The sequence below is a fragment of the Pseudomonas siliginis genome (assembly GCF_019145195.1).
GTDB lineage: Bacteria > Pseudomonadota > Gammaproteobacteria > Pseudomonadales > Pseudomonadaceae > Aquipseudomonas > Aquipseudomonas siliginis.
In genome coordinates, this window is record NZ_JAHSTW010000004.1 from 184,390 (window position 1) to 201,346 (window position 16,957).

The window sequence follows — 16,957 nt, forward strand, 5'->3', positions numbered from 1 at the left end:
CCTGGCGACAGGGACGGAATTGACAAAATGTTCAACGGTAAATCGATCTTCATCTCCGGCGGCACCGGCTCGTTCGGGCGCAACTTCATCCGTCGCTTGCTGGAGCAATACCAGCCCAAGCGTGTGGTGGTGTTCTCCCGCGACGAGCTGAAACAGTACGAGATGCAGCAGACCTTCAACGCGCCGTGCATGCGTTATTTCATCGGTGACGTGCGTGACGCCGAGCGCTTGCGGCAGGCGATGCGCGGCATCGATTACGTCGTGCATGCCGCCGCGTTAAAGCAGGTGCCGGCGGCGGAGTACAACCCGACCGAATGCATCCGCACCAACGTCAACGGCGCGGAAAACATCATCGCCGCTGCGATCGATAACGGCGTGAAAAAAGTCGTCGCGCTGTCCACCGACAAGGCGGCCAGCCCGATCAATCTGTACGGCGCGACCAAGTTGCTTTCGGACAAATTGTTCGTCGCCGCCAACAACATTGCCGGCGAGCAGCAGACCCGTTTCGCCGTGGTGCGCTACGGCAACGTCGCTGGCTCGCGCGGCTCGGTGGTGCCGTTCTTCAGCAAGCTGATCGCTGACGGCGCGCAAGAATTGCCGATCACCGACGAGCGCATGACGCGGTTCTGGATCACCCTCGATCACGGCGTTCAGTTCGTCATTGATAGTTTCGCGCGGATGCATGGCGGCGAAGTGTTCGTGCCGAAAATTCCGTCGATCCGCATCGTCGATCTGGCGCGCGGTATGGCCGAGCATCTGCCACACAAGAACGTCGGCATTCGTCCCGGTGAGAAGCTGCACGAACTGATGGTGCCGCTGGACGATGCGCGCATGACCCTTGAGTTTGAAGACCATTACACGATTCAGCCGTCGATTCGTTTTACCAGCGTCGACGTCGATTTCGCCGTCGATAGACTCGGTGAACGTGGCCGTGCCGTGGACGAGGATTTCGAGTATCGCTCGGACACCAACCCACATTTCCTTTCGGTGGGGCAGATCGCCGATCTGCACGCGAAGCTGTCGGTATGATTCCTTACGGTCGGCAGAGCCTCGATCAGGCGGACATCGATGCGGTGGTCGAGGTGCTGCAATCGGACTGGCTGACCCAGGGGCCGACCATCGAACGCTTCGAACAGGCCATGGCCGCGCGTTGCCAGGCCGATTTTTCCGTGGCGGTGTGCAATGCCACGGCGGCGCTGCACATTGCTTGTCTGGCCGCTGACCTGGGGCCGGGCGATCGCTTGTGGACCTCGCCGAATACGTTTCTGGCTTCGGCCAATTGCGGGCGTTATTGCGGCGCTGACGTTGATTTCGTCGACATCGATCCGCTGACCTGGAACCTCGATGCCTTTGCCCTTGAAGCCAAGCTCGAACAGGCCGAACGCGACGGCACGCTGCCGAAAGTCCTGGTCGCCGTCGCGTTCTCCGGGCAGAGCTGCGATATGCGCAAGATTGCCGACCTGGCGGTGCGCTACAACTTCACCGTGATCGAAGACGCCTCGCACGCCGTGGGCGCCAGCTACGCCGGGCGCCCGGTTGGTTGTGGCGAATTCGCGGCGATGACGGTGTTCAGTTTCCACCCGGTGAAAATCATCACCAGCGCCGAGGGCGGCATGGTCCTGACCAATCGCCCGGCGCTGGCCGAACGTCTGCGACGCCTGCGCAGCCACGGCATGACCCGCGATCCGCAACACATGACCGAGCCCAGCCACGGGCCGTGGTATTACCAGCAGATCGAGTTGGGTTTCAATTATCGGATCACCGATCTGCAGGCGGCGCTGGGTCTGTCGCAACTGCGCAAACTGGATGAGTTTGTCGCAAGTCGGCGCGAACTGGCGGCACGTTACGATCAGTTGCTTGCTTACCTGCCGCTGACCTTGCCGAGCGCGCAGCCGGAAGCCGATTCGGCGTGGCACCTGTATGTGGTGCGCGTGCAGACCGAGCGCTGCAACCTCAGTCATCGCCAGGTGTTCGAAGGTTTGCGCAGCGCTGGCATCGGCGTCAATCTGCACTACATTCCCGTGCACTTGCAGCCTTACTATCGAGAGCTGGGCTTTGCCGAGGGCGATTTCCCCGAGGCCGAGCGCTATTACGCCGAAGCGATCAGCTTGCCGCTGTTCCCTTTGCTCAGTGAGGCACAACAGGATCAGGTGGTCGAGCAACTGCGTCGGCTGCTGCTTGAGGAGTAAAGCATCGTGAGCTGCGTCGCGATCATCCCCGCCCGTGGTGGCAGCAAGCGCATTCCGCGCAAGAATCTCAAACCGTTCGACGGCGTATCGATGATTGTCCGCTCGATTCGCACGGCGCTGGAGTCAGGGCTGTTCGAGAGCGTTGTGGTCAGCACCGACGATGACGAAATCGCCGACGTCGCACGAGCACATGGCGCTGAAGTGCCGTTCATGCGACCGGCCGATCTGGCCGATGATTTCACCGGTACCGCTGCGGTGATCGTGCATGCCTTGCAGCAATTGCCGACGTTCGATTACGCCTGCTGCGTGTACGCGACCGCGCCGTTGTTGCAGGCGCGTTATCTGCGTCAGGGTCTGGATTTGCTCAAGCAGCATCCGCACAAGTCGTTTGCCTTTTCGGTGTGCGGCTTCGGTTTCCCGGTGCAGCGCGCACTGACCCTCGACGAGGAGGGCGCGTTGACGTCTTTGTACCCCGAATTTCGTACCACCCGTTCGCAGGATCTGCCCGAAGCATTTCAGGATGCCGGGCAGTTTTACTGGGGGCGCAGCGAAGCGTGGTTGCGTGGCGAGACGCTGTTCTCGCCAGCGAGCCTGCCGGTGATCCTGCCGCGTCATCTGGTCCAGGACATCGACACGCCCGAAGACTGGCAGCGCGCCGAATATCTGTACGCCGCACTCAGAGCCGGCGGAGAACTGCAATGAGAGTGCTGATCCGCGCCGACGCGTCGCCAACCATCGGCAGCGGCCACATCGCCCGTTGCCTGACCCTGGCGCGGATGCTGCGCGGGCAGGGCAGTCATGTTGCATTTGCCTGTCGGCGGTTGCCGGGGCATCGACTCGAAGCCTTGAATGCCGAAGGCTTCGAGACCTTTGCACTGCCCGAGCGCTATCGCGACGAAGACCCGCTGCAGGCCATCGAATCGATGTTGCCGTGGCAGTTCGATATTGATGCACTGGGCCTGCTGCTGGATGGGCAGGCACCGTTCGACTGGATCATCGTCGACCATTACGGCCTCGATCATCACTGGCAAACCGCGGCCCGGCGCTGGACGCATCGAATCGCCGCCGTGGATGATCTGGCCACGCGGCGCTACAGCGTCGATCTGCTGCTCAATCAGAACCTGTCCGGTCTTAGCGAAAACTACGCGCCGCTGCTGCCGCCAGGCTGTCGCACCTTGCTCGGCCCGCGCTACGCCATGCTGCGCGAAGAATTCAACTGCGATGCCATCGAGATCAAACCGAACGCCCGCCGCGTGCTGGTGAATTTCGGCGGTTTCGACGCGGCGAGGCAGACTCACCACGCGATGCTGGCGCTGGCTGATTTCGCTGAGTTGCAGGTGGATTTCGTCGCTGGCGCCGACAACCCGGCGTGGACGCAGATGCAAGCGTTGGCCGAGACGCGACCGAACTGGCGCCTGCACAGTTTCGTCAGCGATTTCCATCAACGCATGGCTGAAGCGGATCTGTTTATCGGCGCCGGCGGTGGCACCAGTTGGGAGCGCGCGGCGCTGGGTTTGCCGACCATCTGCATCGCTGTGGCGAACAATCAGCAGGCCAATGGCGAAGTCATGGCCGCTGCCGGTGCGCATGTGTTCATGGGCGCCCGCGAGCAGGTCAGCGTCGAGCAGTTGCGTGATGCGGTCGGCTTCGTCGTGAACAATCATTTTTTGCGCCGCAGCCTCGCCGAGCGCTCGCGGCAACTGGTCGACGGACGCGGTGCCGCACGCGTGGCGGCGGCGCTGGCCGGGGCGGTGCTGAAACTGCGTCCGGCGACGCTGGACGATGCGCAGTTGCTGTTCGATGGGCGCAATGCCGAAGCGGTACGGCGCTGGTCGCTGGAAACCGGTGTGATCGATTGGACTCAGCATCTGAACTGGCTGACAGCGACCCTGCGCAACCCGCAACGGTTGCTGCTGATCGCCGAGGCGGATGATGGTCCGGTCGGGGTGCTGCGCTACGACTTGCGAGGATTCGAAGCCGAAGTGTCGATCTATCTGCTGGAGGGGCGTTTCGGCCTCGGTTGGGGCAGGGCAGTGCTCAGCCGTGGCGAAGCGTTTATCGCTGCGCACTGGCCGCAATTGACGCGCATCACTGCGCGGGTCATGCCCGCCAATCAGTCTTCATTGAAAGTCTTCCGCGACGCCGGGTTCATCCAGGAAACCTGTGCGTTCAGCCGTGTTTTGAAGGATCACCCGCATGTCTAGTTTCAAGATTGGCCACCACACCATCGGTGCTGATGCTCCGCCGTTCATCATTGCTGAGATGAGCGGCAACCATAACCAGTCTCTCGACGTCGCTCTGCAAATCGTCGAGGCGGCGGCCAAGGCCGGGGCGCATGCCTTGAAGCTGCAAACCTACACCGCCGAAACCATGACCCTGGATCTGGCTGAAGGTGAATTCTTCATCAAGGATCCGGGCAGTCTGTGGGCCGGCACGTCGCTCTACGATCTCTACGAAAAAGCTCACACACCGTGGGAGTGGCACGCGCCGATTTTTGCTCGGGCCAAGGAGTTGGGGATGCTCGCGTTCTCGACGCCGTTCGATGACAGCGCGGTGGATTTTCTCGAAAGCCTTGAAGTGCCAGCGTACAAGATTGCCAGTTTTGAAAACACCGATCTGCCGTTGATCCGTCGAGTGGCAGCGACCGGCAAACCACTGATCATCTCCACCGGCATGGCGAGTATTGCTGAGCTGGATGAAACCGTGCGTGCCGCACGCGAGGCCGGGTGCAAGAATCTGGTGTTGCTCAAGTGCACCAGCACTTATCCGGCCACGCCACTCAACAGCAATGTGCGCACGATCCCGCATCTGCGTGAGTTGTTTGGTTGCGAGGTCGGGCTGTCAGATCATTCGATGGGCGTTGGCGTGTCGGTGGCAGCGGTGGCGCTGGGGGCGACGGTGGTGGAGAAACACTTCACCCTTGATCGTTCGGCCGGTGGCGTGGACGCGAGTTTCTCCCTGGAGCCTGCGGAGCTGGCCAGTCTGGTCGTCGAAACCGAGCGTGCCTGGCAGGCCATGGGGCATGTTCAGTACGGTCCGACCGAGGCCGAGCGCAAGTCGCTGGTCTATCGCCGCTCGCTGTATGTCACCGCTGACATGGCCGCCGGTGAAGCCTTTACTGGCGACAATCTGCGCGCCATTCGTCCCGGTCTCGGTCTGCCGCCCAAGCACACCGATGCCGTCCTCGGATGCCGCGCGCGCACCGCAATCAAGCGCGGTACGCCGCTGGACTGGTCGCTGGTCGAATAGGCCAATCTGCCATCGATTCGGCAAAATAGCGTGACCTGCGAGTCATAACGCGCATCTTCACTGTATTGTATTGACCGGGGAGATGGCGCCTGGCCCGTTTTGCGGTTCCAGTGATAGCCCTTTGCGCTTCCCGTGGCTGCCCGTTGTGGCGGCCGTTTTCTGTTTGTCGGCGCCCCTCGAATCCTTGCGAGCGGTGGTTTTGGGCTGTTTTTTATTGGGAAGCCGTAATGATTGGCATAAAAAGCATTGCGAGCTACGTTCCTGTAGCCGGCGTGGACAATTACGCACAAGGTGCAAAATTCGAAAAGGATGAAGAGTTCATCCTTGGCAAGATCGGTTCGGCGTTCCTGCCGCGCAAAGACGCTGAACAGGAAACTTCCGATCTGTGCGTGGAAGCGGCCAATGCGCTGTTTGCCAGCAATCCTGAACTCAAGCGTGAATCGATCGACGCGTTGATTGTCGTCACCCAGAATGGTGATGAAGAAGGCCTGCCGCACACCGCTGCAATCGTGCAGGACAAACTCGGTCTGCCAACCAATGTGGCAGCGTTTGACATTTCCCTGGGCTGCTCCGGTTACGTCTACGGCATCTACGCGATCAAGGGCTTCATGGAAGCCGCCGGCCTGAAGAATGGCCTGCTGATCACCGCTGACCCGTACTCGAAAATCGTTGACCCGGAAGACCGCAACACCACCATGCTGTTTGGCGATGCCGCCACCGCCACCTGGATGGGCGAAAACCCGACCTGGGCGCTGGGCAAGGCCAAGTTCGGCACCGACGGTTCCGGCGCACCGCACCTGAAAGTCAGCAACGGCGTGTTCTTCATGAACGGTCGTCAGGTGTTCAACTTCGCATTGCTGAAAGTCCCGGCGCACTTGCACGAGCTGCTCGACGATTCCAATCTCAAGGCCGATGACATCGACGCATTCTGCATTCACCAGGGCAGCGCGGCGATCGTCGATGCCGTGGCGCGACGCTTTGAAGGCGAACCGGAGAAGTTCATCAAGGACATGGTCGAAACCGGCAACACCGTGTCGTCGAGCATTCCATTGCTATTGGAAAAACACGTGCTTGATTCCGACTGGCAGCGCGTTGCGCTGAGCGGTTTTGGTGTCGGTCTGTCGTGGGGCTCGGCGATCATCTATCGTCCGTAAGCCCGAGCAAAAAGCACTGATACAAAAATAGCGTTCAAGGTTAACCTTGAACGCTATTTTTTTGCCCGAGAAGGAGCGCGAGGCGCCATGAGCGAGTTTTTCCAAGCCAATGCCGAGGTGTTGCAACGGCGCTGGCCGGCGCTGTTCGAGCGATTGATGGCTGAAGACAGCGCGTCCGTGCAGGCCGAACTCGTGCAAGGGCTGGGCTCGACGCTGAGCGTCGACGGCATTCAGCTCACCAGTCGCCATGATCGTCTGCATGAGGCGCAGATCCAGGCGGCGAGCCTGCCGGAAAAACCGCAACTTCACGTTTATGGCACTGGCCTGGGCGACTTGCCAGGCGTGCTGCTCGAGCGCGCAGGCCTGGAAAAACTGTACGTACACATTCTCAATGGCGCGCTCTTTGCGCTGGTGCTGCAGTTGCTCGATCAGCGCCAGTGGCTGCAGGATCCTCGGGTTGAACTGTTTTACGCGGGTGATCACCCGGACCTTTTTACCCCGTTCTTTGCCCTGCCGGCGGAGATGTTATTGGCCGATGACTTCAACGCGAAGATCCGCGACCGGCTGATCAATGAAGTGCACCTGACATTCAATAACCGCGATTTCGATCCGCAGTCGCCAGAAATCCAGCAACGCGTGCAGGAATGTCTGCCGGTGTTGCTTGGCGATGACGATGTCGCGCAGCTGTTCGGCAGTTGCGCTGGACGTGAAATCTACGTGATCGCCACCGGACCGACGCTGGAGCAGCATTTCGAGCGTCTGGCGGCGATTCGTCAGCGTGCCGAGCGGCCGTTGTTCATCTGCGTTGATACGGCCTATCGGCCATTGCGTGAGCACGGCATCGTGCCTGATCTGGTGGTGAGCATCGATCAGCGCATCGGCTTTCGGCATCTGCCCTTCGAGACGTCTGACGGCATTACGCTGGTGTACCTGCCGATGAGCGATCCGCAGGTATTGAAGGCATGGAAGGGCAAGCGCTATGGCGGCTATTCGGCCAGCCCGATCTATGCCGAGCTGAAGGAACAGTATCCACGCGGCGAGCTGCACGTCGGCGGTAGCGTGATCCATCCGGCGGTGGATCTCGCGGTAAAAATGGGCGCGAGTCGAATCACTCTGTTTGGCGCCGACTTCGCCTTCCCGATGAACAAGACCCACGCCGGTTGGGACGACGGCGATTTAGGCCCGCCGCTGGCCCAGGCGCGGCACTGGGTGCGCGATGGTCATGGTCAGCGCGTCAGCACTCAGCTGAATTTTCGCGGCTATCTATGTGTGCTTGAGCGTTATATCGCCGCGCATCCGCAGGTCGAGTTTCTCAACAGCAGCCGCGCCGGTGCATCGATTGCCGGGACCGCTTTCAATCCGGAGTTCGTGCAATGAGTGCGCTGAACCAGAGTCAGCATCAGTGCCGCCAGTGCGCGGCTTTGTTTCGCCTGGGGCGTGATGTCGAGGCGGCGTTGACCATGGTCGATGTGTTCGAACAGGCCCAGCAATGTCTGTCGTCTGCCTCAGTGGATATCCAGCAGGCGTGGGCGCAGGTGCTCATGCAAATGCTCGATTCCCAGGAGCGCCAGGACTGGTTGGGCCTCGCCGACTATATGGAATACGAACTGGTTGAATTGCTGGAAAGTGCCAGGCGCTGAACCGCTGCGCAGCGCTGGCCCGCGGCTTTGCGTTACAGGCGGTTTTATGACGTCATTTTTTCGCGCTGGATGTGCTGCTAAGTCTTTGTTTTCTCGGGGGTGGCGTGGTGATGGCAAAATTTTTTCAAAAAGCCCTCAAGCAACCTGCAAACCCGACGATAACTATTACGAAGGTTCTCTAGGCCATACCCGGCGGTTGCCAGGGCCGGAAGCCGCAGTACCCAACCAACGAGGAATTCGTCATGGCTTTAACAGTAAACACCAACACCACATCGTTGAACGTTCAGAAAAACCTGAACCGCGCTTCCGACGCTCTGTCCACCTCGATGCAGCGCCTGTCTTCCGGCCTGAAAATCAACAGCGCCAAAGACGACGCCGCTGGCCTGCAGATCTCCAACCGTATGTCCTCGCAGATCCGCGGTAACACCCAGGCCATCCAGAACGCCAACGACGGTATCTCCGTTGCCCAGACCGCTGAAGGCGCTCTGCAAGCTTCGACCGACATCCTGCAGCGTATGCGTGAACTGGCTGTTAAAGCTCGTAACGGTACCAACGGCACTGCTGACCAGACCGCTACCAACGCTGAATTCGCTCAGATGTCTGACGAAATCACCCGTATCTCGGCTGCTACCAACCTGAACGGCAAAAACCTGCTGGACGGTTCGGCTGGTACTGTGACCCTGCAAGTTGGCGCAAACACCGGTTCGGCTAACCACATCGACCTGGTACTGAGCTCCAAGTTCGACGCCGTCAGCCTGTCGGTAGGTAGCGGTACTGTAGTTCTGACCGGTACTTCGGGTACTGGTGCTGGTTCTGCTTCGCAGAACATCGACAACGCGATCACTGCAATCGACGCCGCTATCGCTGCAATCGGTGCAACCCGTGCCAGCCTGGGTGCTTCGCAAAACCGTCTGACCAGCACCATCTCCAACCTGCAGAACATCACTGAAAACACCACCGCTGCTCAGGGTCGTGTACAGGACACCGACTTCGCCGCAGAAACTGCTAACCTGACCAAGCAGCAGACTCTGCAGCAAGCTTCGACCTCCGTACTGGCTCAAGCCAACCAACTGCCTTCCGCTGTACTGAAGCTGCTTCAGTAATCCGGAACAAGTTTAAGCGGGGGAGTGCGCTTGTCGTGCTCTCTCGCTTTTTTACGTTAAGAGGTGATGGGCATGGACATGAGCGTAAAGCTTAACGTGTCTTATCCGGCTCCCAAGCCAGTAACGCCGGTCGCTGACAAGCCGTCAGCAACGCCTGAAGTTGCCAAGACTGAAGCGCCGGTCGCTGCCAAGAGACAGGATACGGACGACGCCAAGTTGAAACTGGCGGTGCAAGAGATAGAAAAGTTCGTACAGTCGATCAAGCGTAATCTGGAGTTCTCGATCGACGAGCATTCCGGCAAGGTCATCGTCAAGGTGATCGCAAGCGAGACGGGTGAGGTCGTTCGACAGATTCCCTCCGCCGAAGCCCTTAAGCTCGCAGACAGCCTGGCCAATGCAAGCCACGTGTTGTTCGACGCCAAAGTCTGATAGCTGGCATGAATAGTGTTTGCCCATTCTCAGGACGCGTGTAACGGTCAAAAGAATGGCAACAATCTGAAGGGAGATGTACATGGCAAGTCCAATTCTACCGGGTTCCGGACTGGGTTCCGGCCTGGACATCGGCGCGATCGTGACCGCGCTGGTCAACGCCGACAAGTCTGCCAAGCAGACGCAGATCGATACTGCTACCAAGACCAACAGCCTGAAGATTTCCGGTGTCGGTTCGTTGAAGAGTGCGCTGACCGCATTCCAGACGGCGATGACCAACCTGAGCAGCAAGACCAACCCTGCGTTTGCCGGCTTTGCGGCGACGTCGGGCAATACCGATATTCTCAGTGCCACCTCCGATAGCACCGCGGTTGCGGGCAAATACAATGTGGTGGTGAACAAGCTGGCCACGGGCTCGAAAATCGCCAGTGCTTCCTTTGCCGGCGGCGCCGCCAGTGCCATTCCGAGTGGTACCCTGAAAATCAGTCAGAATGGCACTGATTACAACGTCGACATCCCCGCCAATGCCACCTTGCAGACCACCCGTGACGCCATCAACAAGGCTCAGGGCGCCAACGGCATTTCCGCCAACATCGTCACCGACAGCTCTGGTTCCTCGCGCCTCGTTATCAGCTCAAGCAAGACCGGCGCAGGTTCCGATCTGACCGTTAGCGGTATTGCCGGTCTGGAAATCGATGGTACCCAGCTGATGGGAACCAGCCCGGCCGCTGGTGCTTCGGGCGCGGTCAACGGCATTGCGCAAAATGCCGAGCTGACCATCGACGGTCTGACGGTAACCAGCAAGAGCAACACGGTAAGCGGCGCGATCAGTGGCCTGACCTTGAATCTGACCACGGCAACGCCGCTCAATGGCACGCCGACCGTCATCAGCGTCGATGCCAATACCAAGGGGTTGCAGACTTCGATTCAGACGTTTGTCGACGCTTACAATGCGCTGAAGAATACCGTTGACACGCTGTCCAAGGCGACGCCGGACGCAGACGGCAAACTGACTGTGCAGGCAGCCTTCACCGGTGACTCGCTGCCACGTTCGTTGATTGCCGATATCCGTGAGCAGTTGACGGCAGTGGGCGCTGGCGGACCGCTGGCGGTGTTGTCGCAGTTGGGTGTGATGACCGACCGCAACACCGGTAACCTGACGTTTGATACCGCTGCGTTCAACAAAACCATGGATCAGCCGGGCATGACTGGCCAGGTTCAGCAACTGTTCACCGGGACCGACGATACCAACGGTCTGTTGGCGCGCATGAAGGCGGCGGTTGATCCGTACCTCAAAGCTCCAGCGGGTAGCAAGGTTACCAGCGGCTTGCTCGACCAGCGTCTGACCATCCTGAACAACAACACACGCAATCTAACCAACCAGCAGCTGGCGCTGGATTTGCGTGTCGCCAACCTGACCAAGACGTTGACCGCCAAGTACAACGCCATGGACTTGCTGGTAGGGCAGATGAAAGCAACGGCGAGCAACATCACGTCGTTCTTCAGCTCGCTGAACGCTCAGCAGTCCGCGAAGTAACAGTCAGTAACGACAAAAACCCGGCTACGCTTTATCGGCGTGCGCCGGGTTTTTGTCTTTTGATCTAAAGTTTTCGGACCGGTTGGCGATACACTGGTTATACGAGTCAACGTGGCAATGAGGTAGAACATGAACCCGATGTTAGCCCTTCGGCAGTACCAGAAAGTCGGCGCTCATGCGCAGACGTCCGAAGCGAGCCCGCACCGTTTGGTGCAAATGTTGATGGAAGGTGGCCTGGCCCGGATTGCGCAGGCCAAGGGCGCCATCGAGCGCAAGGATATTCCCGGCAAGTGCACGGCGATCAGCAAGGCCATCGGCATTGTCAGTGGCCTGCGCGAAGGTCTCGATCTTGAAAACAATGCAGAGGCGCTGGCTGATCTGGATGGCCTGTACATCTACATGATGAAGCGCCTCGCCGAGGCGAACATCAGCAGCGATCCCCGTGTACTTGACGAAGTCGCCGGCCTGCTGACCACGGTCAAAGAAGGTTGGGACGCCATCGCGCCCGTGCCGGCTCCGCAGTTCTGAAGGAGATCACCATGAGTCTTGTATTGCAGCGAATAGCCGATACCCGCGAAGCGTTGGTCGGTGCTCTGGCCGAACGAAACTGGGAAGCCATTGGTGAGCTGGATCTGGCTTGCCGTTCCTGCATGGAAGACGTCATGGCGGAAGCTTCGCTGGACGAAGTTGCGTTGCGCGATAACCTTGAAGAGCTGCTATTCGTCTACAAAGAGCTTCTCGAGGTGGCAATGGGCGAGCGGCAGGCGATAGCCAACGAGATGTCGCAGATCACCCAAGCGCAAAAGGCTGCAAAGGTTTACCATCTGTTTGGTTGATTAACCGTCAGTTAAACCAGACATGTGCGCCATAAATTTGACTGTGCACGGTTTTTTGACTTAACTAGTGGCTATTATCAGGTTTAGGGCGTCTACAGGCACATGGTGTCCTGCAAGCGTCTCGCTTGCCTTATTTTTCGGGCATTGAGTTGACTAGGGAAGTTGCTATTGCATGTGGCGTGAAACCAAAATTCTGCTGATCGATGACGATAGCGTCCGCCGCCGCGACCTGGCGGTGATTCTAAATTTTCTTGGCGAAGAAAATTTACCCTGCGGCAGCCATGACTGGCAGCAGGCAGTCGGCTCTTTGTCGTCTAGTCGTGAGGTCATTTGCGTACTGATCGGGACGGTTAATGCTCCTGGCGCGCTTTTGGGCTTGCTAAAGACACTCGCAACCTGGGATGAGTTCCTTCCGGTTTTGTTAATGGGCGATAATTCTTCCGTTGACCTGCCTGAAGACCAGCGTCGCCGCGTGCTGTCGACCCTGGAAATGCCGCCCAGCTACAGCAAATTGCTCGATTCGCTGCACCGCGCCCAGGTCTATCGCGAAATGTACGACCAGGCCCGCGAACGCGGCCGTCATCGCGAACCCAATCTTTTCCGCAGTCTTGTCGGCACCAGCCGTGCGATTCAGCACGTCCGGCAGATGATGCAGCAAGTGGCCGACACCGACGCCAGCGTGCTGATCCTCGGCGAGTCCGGCACCGGCAAGGAAGTGGTCGCGCGCAACCTGCACTATCACTCCAAACGCCGCGACGCGCCGTTCGTACCAGTCAACTGCGGGGCGATCCCCGCAGAGCTGCTCGAAAGCGAACTGTTCGGCCACGAGAAGGGCGCCTTCACTGGCGCGATCACCAGCCGTGCCGGGCGCTTTGAGCTGGCCAACGGCGGCACGCTGTTCCTCGACGAAATCGGCGATATGCCGCTGCCGATGCAGGTCAAGCTGCTGCGCGTATTGCAAGAGCGCACCTTCGAACGCGTGGGCAGCAACAAGACCCAGAGCGTCGACGTGCGCATCATTGCCGCGACCCACAAAAATCTCGAAAGCATGATCGAGATCGGCTCGTTCCGCGAAGACCTCTACTATCGCCTGAACGTGTTCCCGATCGAAATGGCGCCACTGCGTGAGCGCGTCGAAGATATTCCGCTGCTGATGAACGAACTGATCTCGCGCATGGAGCACGAGAAGCGCGGTTCGATCCGTTTCAACTCGGCGGCGATCATGTCGCTGTGCCGTCACGGCTGGCCGGGCAACGTCCGCGAACTCGCCAACCTGGTCGAGCGCATGGCGATCATGCATCCGTACGGGGTGATTGGCGTGGTCGAGTTGCCGAAGAAATTCCGCTACGTCGACGACGAAGACGAGCAGATGGTCGACAGCCTGCGCAGCGATCTGGAAGAGCGCGTGGCCATCAACGGCCATACGCCGGACTTCAGCGCCAACGCGTTGCTGCCGCCGGAAGGTCTCGACCTCAAAGACTACCTCGGTGGTCTGGAGCAGGGCCTGATTCAGCAAGCGCTGGACGATGCCAATGGCATTGTTGCCCGCGCCGCTGAGCGTCTGCGCATCCGTCGCACCACCTTGGTCGAGAAGATGCGCAAGTACGGCATGAGCCGGGCTGGAGGAGATGAACAGGCGGATGATTGACGCCTGTTTTTCAAGCGCTTCATTTATAAGCGGTTTTTTTTAGGCACGGGTATTGCTATAGCCCTCGCAACGTTCCGTTTCACTGACGGTCAGCCAAGCGAGAGAGCCCAATGCCCCAAGCCGCCCAGATCTCTTCTGCCTCCAATATCGTGGGGCAACCCTCGTCCGTAGAGCAGGCAAGTCGTCAGGGACTTGAGCAGGCCTTCCAGCTGTTCAACCAGATGTCGAGCCAGCTGACCGACTCCTACAGCCTGCTCGAAGCGCGGGTCACCGAGCTCAAAGGTGAGCTGGCCGTGGTCAGCGCCCAGCGCATGCAGGAACTGGCGGAAAAAGAACGCCTGGCCAATCGCCTGCAAAACCTTCTCGACCTGTTGCCCGGCGGCGTCATCGTCATTGACGGCCACGGTCTGGTGCGCGAAGCCAATCCTGCCGCCATCGATCTGCTTGGCTCGCCACTCGAGGGCGAACTCTGGCGCCATGTGATCGCACGCTGCTTCGCTCCCCGTGAAGACGACGGTCACGAAATCTCCTTGAAAAACGGTCGACGTCTGTCGATTTCCACCCGCTCGCTGGATGCCGAGCCGGGGCAGTTGGTGCTGCTCAACGACTTGACGGAAACCCGGCATCTTCAGGATCAACTGGCACGGCATGAGCGTTTGTCGTCGCTGGGGCGCATGGTTGCCTCGCTGGCCCATCAGATTCGCACGCCGCTGTCCGCCGCTTTGCTCTACGCCAGTCATTTGACTGAGCAGCAATTGCCGGTGGAAACCCAGCAACGCTTTGCCGGCCGCCTGAAAGAGCGTCTGCACGAACTCGAACATCAGGTGCGCGACATGCTGGTGTTCGCTCGCGGTGAATTGCCGCTGACCGACCGCATTACGCCCAATGCCTTGATGCAATCGCTGCAGGCAGCGGCGTTGACCCATGTGCAGGATCTGCCAATTCGCTGGCAGTGCGACAGCCATGCCGGTGAGCTGCTGTGCAACCGCGACACACTGGTCGGGGCATTGCTGAATCTGATTGAAAACGCCATTCAGGCCAGCGCCGGCGAAGCGCGTTTGAAAGTGCATTGCTACACCAGAGGCAACACCCTGCGTCTGTGTGTCAGCGACAGCGGCAGCGGCATTGAGCCGACAGTTTTGGCGCGCCTCGGCGAGCCTTTTTTTACTACCAAAGTCACCGGCACCGGCCTCGGCCTGACCGTGGTCAAAGCGGTGGCGCGTGCGCATCAGGGAGAATTGACCCTGCGTTCGCGAGTCGGGCGCGGCACTTGCGTGCAGGTCAGTCTGCCGCTGTTTTCCGCTGCACAAGGAGTTGAATAAACGTCATGGGCATCAAGGTGTTGCTGGTCGAGGATGACCGTTCGTTGCGCGAAGCGCTGGCCGATACGCTGCTCCTCGCCGGCCACGACTATCAAGCCGTCGGCAGCGCCGAAGAAGCGCTGACGGCTGTCGCGCAGCAAGCTTTCAGCCTGGTGGTCAGCGACGTCAACATGCCGGGCATGGACGGCCACCAATTGCTCGCGTTGCTGCGCGCGCGCCAACCGCAATTGCCGGTGCTATTGATGACCGCCCACGGCGCCGTCGAGCGTGCGGTCGATGCGATGCGCCAGGGTGCGGCGGATTATCTGGTCAAGCCGTTCGAACCCAAAGCATTGCTCGATCTGGTGGCGCGGCATGCGCTGGGCTGCATTGATGCTGGCGAAGCGGAAGGCCCCGTCGCCGTTGAACCGGCCAGTGCGCAGTTGCTTGAGTTGGCCGCACGGGTTGCGCGCAGTGATTCGACTGTCCTGATTTCTGGCGAGTCTGGCACCGGTAAAGAAGTGCTGGCGCGCTACATTCACCAGCAATCGCGACGGGCGAGCCAGCCGTTTATTGCGATCAACTGCGCGGCGATTCCCGACAACATGCTCGAAGCAACACTGTTCGGCCATGAGAAGGGCTCGTTCACCGGCGCCATCGCCTCGCAGGCCGGCAAGTTCGAGCAGGCGGACGGCGGCACCATTCTGCTCGATGAAATCTCCGAAATGCCCCTGGGCCTGCAAGCCAAGTTGCTGCGCGTCCTGCAAGAGCGGGAAGTGGAGCGAGTGGGCGCGCGCAAGCCGATCAGTCTGGATATCCGCGTGGTCGCCACGACCAACCGTGATCTGGCCGGCGAAGTGGCGGCGGGGCGTTTCCGCGAAGACCTGTTTTACCGCTTGTCGGTTTTCCCCCTGGCTTGGCGTCCACTTCGCGAGCGCACTGCCGATATCTTGCCGCTGGCGGAAAAGTTGTTGGCCAAACACGTCAATAAAATGAAGCACGCAGCAGCGAAGCTGTCCCCCGAAGCTCAAGCATGTCTGACCGCGTACCCGTGGCCGGGCAATGTGCGTGAACTGGACAACGCCATTCAGCGCGCGCTGATCCTGCAGCAAGGCGGTTTGATTCAGCCGCAGGATTTTTGCCTGAGCGGTGCGGTGACATTTGCGTCGCTGCCGGTCACGGCACCGGTGATTCGCGAGGTGGAAATCGAGGCGGATTCTTCCGGCGCGCTGGGCGATGACCTGCGCCGCCGGGAGTTTCAGATGATCATCGACACCCTGCGCGCCGAGCGTGGCCGCCGTAAGGAAGCCGCCGAAAAACTCGGCATCAGCCCGCGCACCCTGCGCTACAAACTGGCGCAAATGCGCGATGCCGGGATGGACGTCGAAGGCTATCTGTTCGCCACCTGATCGATGCTGCAAAACATTCCAGATGCTTTTCTCAGAAGGGTGCCCACTAGCTGGCACCCTTGTTGCTAATACCTGTGTACCCGCCGAGTGAGTGTCAAAAAATTGCGGGCCGCCCAAGAGAGTAGACCATGAGCCAAGGTATTGAATTTAATCGGTTGATGATGGACATGCAGGCCATGAAAGTGGATGCCATGTCTGCGCGTAAATCGACTGCCGCTGTCCCTGAAATCGCGGGCAGCAGCTTTTCCGACATGCTCGGTCAGGCGATCAATAAAGTCAGCGATACCCAGCAGGCGTCGACTCAACTGGCCAACGCGTTCGAGATCGGCAAGAGCGGTGTCGACCTGACTGACGTCATGATTGCGTCGCAAAAAGCCAGCGTGTCGTTCCAGGCTCTGACCCAGGTGCGCAACAAGCTGGTCCAGGCTTACCAAGACATCATGCAGATGCCGGTTTAAGGGC

Annotated in this window: 17 protein-coding genes; all 17 read left to right on the forward strand. The window is 59.6% G+C overall.

The genetic code is table 11. The features are described from left to right. The first annotated feature begins 27 nt into the window (after nt 1–27). The 17 genes from pseB (at nt 28) to fliE (ending at nt 16,953) form a co-directional block, all read left to right on the forward strand. The gene (pseB, locus tag KVG87_RS10420) at nt 28–1,029 is read left to right on the forward strand and encodes a UDP-N-acetylglucosamine 4,6-dehydratase (inverting) (RefSeq protein ID WP_217850604.1); all 1,002 of its coding nucleotides are present in this window, start codon (nt 28–30) and stop codon (nt 1,027–1,029) included. Then, nucleotides 1,026–2,189, forward strand: coding sequence for a UDP-4-amino-4,6-dideoxy-N-acetyl-beta-L-altrosamine transaminase (gene pseC, locus KVG87_RS10425; RefSeq protein WP_217850607.1), 1,164 nt, complete (start codon nt 1,026–1,028; stop codon nt 2,187–2,189). The genes pseB and pseC overlap by 4 nt, the downstream gene beginning before the upstream one ends. Before the next feature lie 6 nt (nt 2,190–2,195). Beyond that, the gene (gene pseF, locus KVG87_RS10430; protein WP_217850609.1) at nt 2,196–2,891 is read left to right on the forward strand and encodes a pseudaminic acid cytidylyltransferase; all 696 of its coding nucleotides are present in this window, start codon (nt 2,196–2,198) and stop codon (nt 2,889–2,891) included. After that, on the forward strand, nt 2,888–4,393 hold the full coding sequence (gene pseG / locus KVG87_RS10435) for a UDP-2,4-diacetamido-2,4,6-trideoxy-beta-L-altropyranose hydrolase (protein ID WP_217850611.1): 1,506 nt from the start codon (nt 2,888–2,890) through the stop codon (nt 4,391–4,393). Before pseF ends, pseG begins: the two co-directional genes overlap by 4 nt. Further along, the gene (gene pseI / locus KVG87_RS10440) at nt 4,386–5,438 is read left to right on the forward strand and encodes a pseudaminic acid synthase (RefSeq protein WP_217850613.1); all 1,053 of its coding nucleotides are present in this window, start codon (nt 4,386–4,388) and stop codon (nt 5,436–5,438) included. Before pseG ends, pseI begins: the two co-directional genes overlap by 8 nt. A 227-nt stretch (nt 5,439–5,665) precedes the next feature. Further along, nucleotides 5,666–6,592, forward strand: a complete 927-nt coding sequence (locus KVG87_RS10445; RefSeq protein WP_016771093.1) for a ketoacyl-ACP synthase III — start codon at nt 5,666–5,668, stop codon at nt 6,590–6,592. Nucleotides 6,593–6,679: 87 nt separating this feature from the next. After that, nucleotides 6,680–7,969, forward strand: coding sequence for a motility associated factor glycosyltransferase family protein (locus tag KVG87_RS10450; protein ID WP_217850615.1), 1,290 nt, complete (start codon nt 6,680–6,682; stop codon nt 7,967–7,969). Continuing rightward, nucleotides 7,966–8,232: a hypothetical protein gene (locus KVG87_RS10455; RefSeq protein WP_217850617.1), complete on the forward strand. Its 267-nt coding sequence runs from the start codon at nt 7,966–7,968 to the stop codon at nt 8,230–8,232. Before KVG87_RS10450 ends, KVG87_RS10455 begins: the two co-directional genes overlap by 4 nt. 242 nt (nt 8,233–8,474) lie before the next feature. Continuing rightward, complete coding sequence (locus KVG87_RS10460; RefSeq protein WP_016771090.1) at nt 8,475–9,335, forward strand: flagellin domain-containing protein; 861 nt, start codon at nt 8,475–8,477, stop codon at nt 9,333–9,335. A gap of 72 nt (nt 9,336–9,407) precedes the next feature. Next, complete coding sequence (locus tag KVG87_RS10465; protein ID WP_150742462.1) at nt 9,408–9,764, forward strand: flagellar protein FlaG; 357 nt, start codon at nt 9,408–9,410, stop codon at nt 9,762–9,764. 82 nt (nt 9,765–9,846) lie between these two features. After that, nucleotides 9,847–11,301: a flagellar filament capping protein FliD gene (gene fliD, locus KVG87_RS10470; protein WP_016771087.1), complete on the forward strand. Its 1,455-nt coding sequence runs from the start codon at nt 9,847–9,849 to the stop codon at nt 11,299–11,301. A gap of 129 nt (nt 11,302–11,430) precedes the next feature. Next, nucleotides 11,431–11,829, forward strand: coding sequence for a flagellar export chaperone FliS (gene fliS / locus KVG87_RS10475; protein ID WP_041479013.1), 399 nt, complete (start codon nt 11,431–11,433; stop codon nt 11,827–11,829). A gap of 11 nt (nt 11,830–11,840) precedes the next feature. Then, nucleotides 11,841–12,137: a flagellar protein FliT gene (gene fliT, locus KVG87_RS10480; protein WP_016771085.1), complete on the forward strand. Its 297-nt coding sequence runs from the start codon at nt 11,841–11,843 to the stop codon at nt 12,135–12,137. Nucleotides 12,138–12,309: 172 nt separating this feature from the next. After that, entirely contained in the window at nt 12,310–13,785 is a 1,476-nt protein-coding gene (locus tag KVG87_RS10485; protein WP_041479014.1) for a sigma-54 dependent transcriptional regulator, read from the forward strand. Nucleotides 13,786–13,895: 110 nt separating this feature from the next. Continuing rightward, complete coding sequence (locus KVG87_RS10490; protein ID WP_130901143.1) at nt 13,896–15,107, forward strand: sensor histidine kinase; 1,212 nt, start codon at nt 13,896–13,898, stop codon at nt 15,105–15,107. A 5-nt stretch (nt 15,108–15,112) separates the two neighbouring features. Further along, nucleotides 15,113–16,495 carry a sigma-54-dependent transcriptional regulator gene (locus KVG87_RS10495; RefSeq protein WP_217850620.1) on the forward strand — a complete coding sequence of 461 codons (1,383 nt, stop codon included), beginning with the start codon at nt 15,113–15,115 and terminating at the stop codon, nt 16,493–16,495. A 128-nt stretch (nt 16,496–16,623) separates the two neighbouring features. Continuing rightward, nucleotides 16,624–16,953 (forward strand): flagellar hook-basal body complex protein FliE, encoded by a 330-nt coding sequence (gene fliE, locus KVG87_RS10500; protein WP_016771081.1) that lies wholly within the window; start codon nt 16,624–16,626, stop codon nt 16,951–16,953. The last annotated feature ends 4 nt before the right edge of the window (nt 16,954–16,957 follow it).

Bases quoted from the DNA above. Each gene is read 5' to 3' on its own strand.
- pseB (WP_217850604.1), top strand. From the start codon at position 28: ATGTTCAACGGTAAATCGATCTTCATCTCCGGCGGCACCGGCTCGTTC.
- pseC (WP_217850607.1), top strand. From the start codon at position 1,026: ATGATTCCTTACGGTCGGCAGAGCCTCGATCAGGCGGACATCGATGCG.
- pseG (WP_217850611.1), top strand. From the start codon at position 2,888: ATGAGAGTGCTGATCCGCGCCGACGCGTCGCCAACCATCGGCAGCGGC.
- pseI (WP_217850613.1), top strand. From the start codon at position 4,386: ATGTCTAGTTTCAAGATTGGCCACCACACCATCGGTGCTGATGCTCCG.
- KVG87_RS10445 (WP_016771093.1), top strand. From the start codon at position 5,666: ATGATTGGCATAAAAAGCATTGCGAGCTACGTTCCTGTAGCCGGCGTG.
- KVG87_RS10450 (WP_217850615.1), top strand. From the start codon at position 6,680: ATGAGCGAGTTTTTCCAAGCCAATGCCGAGGTGTTGCAACGGCGCTGG.
- KVG87_RS10455 (WP_217850617.1), top strand. From the start codon at position 7,966: ATGAGTGCGCTGAACCAGAGTCAGCATCAGTGCCGCCAGTGCGCGGCT.
- KVG87_RS10460 (WP_016771090.1), top strand. From the start codon at position 8,475: ATGGCTTTAACAGTAAACACCAACACCACATCGTTGAACGTTCAGAAA.
- KVG87_RS10465 (WP_150742462.1), top strand. From the start codon at position 9,408: ATGGACATGAGCGTAAAGCTTAACGTGTCTTATCCGGCTCCCAAGCCA.
- fliD (WP_016771087.1), top strand. From the start codon at position 9,847: ATGGCAAGTCCAATTCTACCGGGTTCCGGACTGGGTTCCGGCCTGGAC.
- fliS (WP_041479013.1), top strand. From the start codon at position 11,431: ATGAACCCGATGTTAGCCCTTCGGCAGTACCAGAAAGTCGGCGCTCAT.
- fliT (WP_016771085.1), top strand. From the start codon at position 11,841: ATGAGTCTTGTATTGCAGCGAATAGCCGATACCCGCGAAGCGTTGGTC.
- KVG87_RS10485 (WP_041479014.1), top strand. From the start codon at position 12,310: ATGTGGCGTGAAACCAAAATTCTGCTGATCGATGACGATAGCGTCCGC.
- KVG87_RS10490 (WP_130901143.1), top strand. From the start codon at position 13,896: ATGCCCCAAGCCGCCCAGATCTCTTCTGCCTCCAATATCGTGGGGCAA.
- KVG87_RS10495 (WP_217850620.1), top strand. From the start codon at position 15,113: ATGGGCATCAAGGTGTTGCTGGTCGAGGATGACCGTTCGTTGCGCGAA.
- fliE (WP_016771081.1), top strand. From the start codon at position 16,624: ATGAGCCAAGGTATTGAATTTAATCGGTTGATGATGGACATGCAGGCC.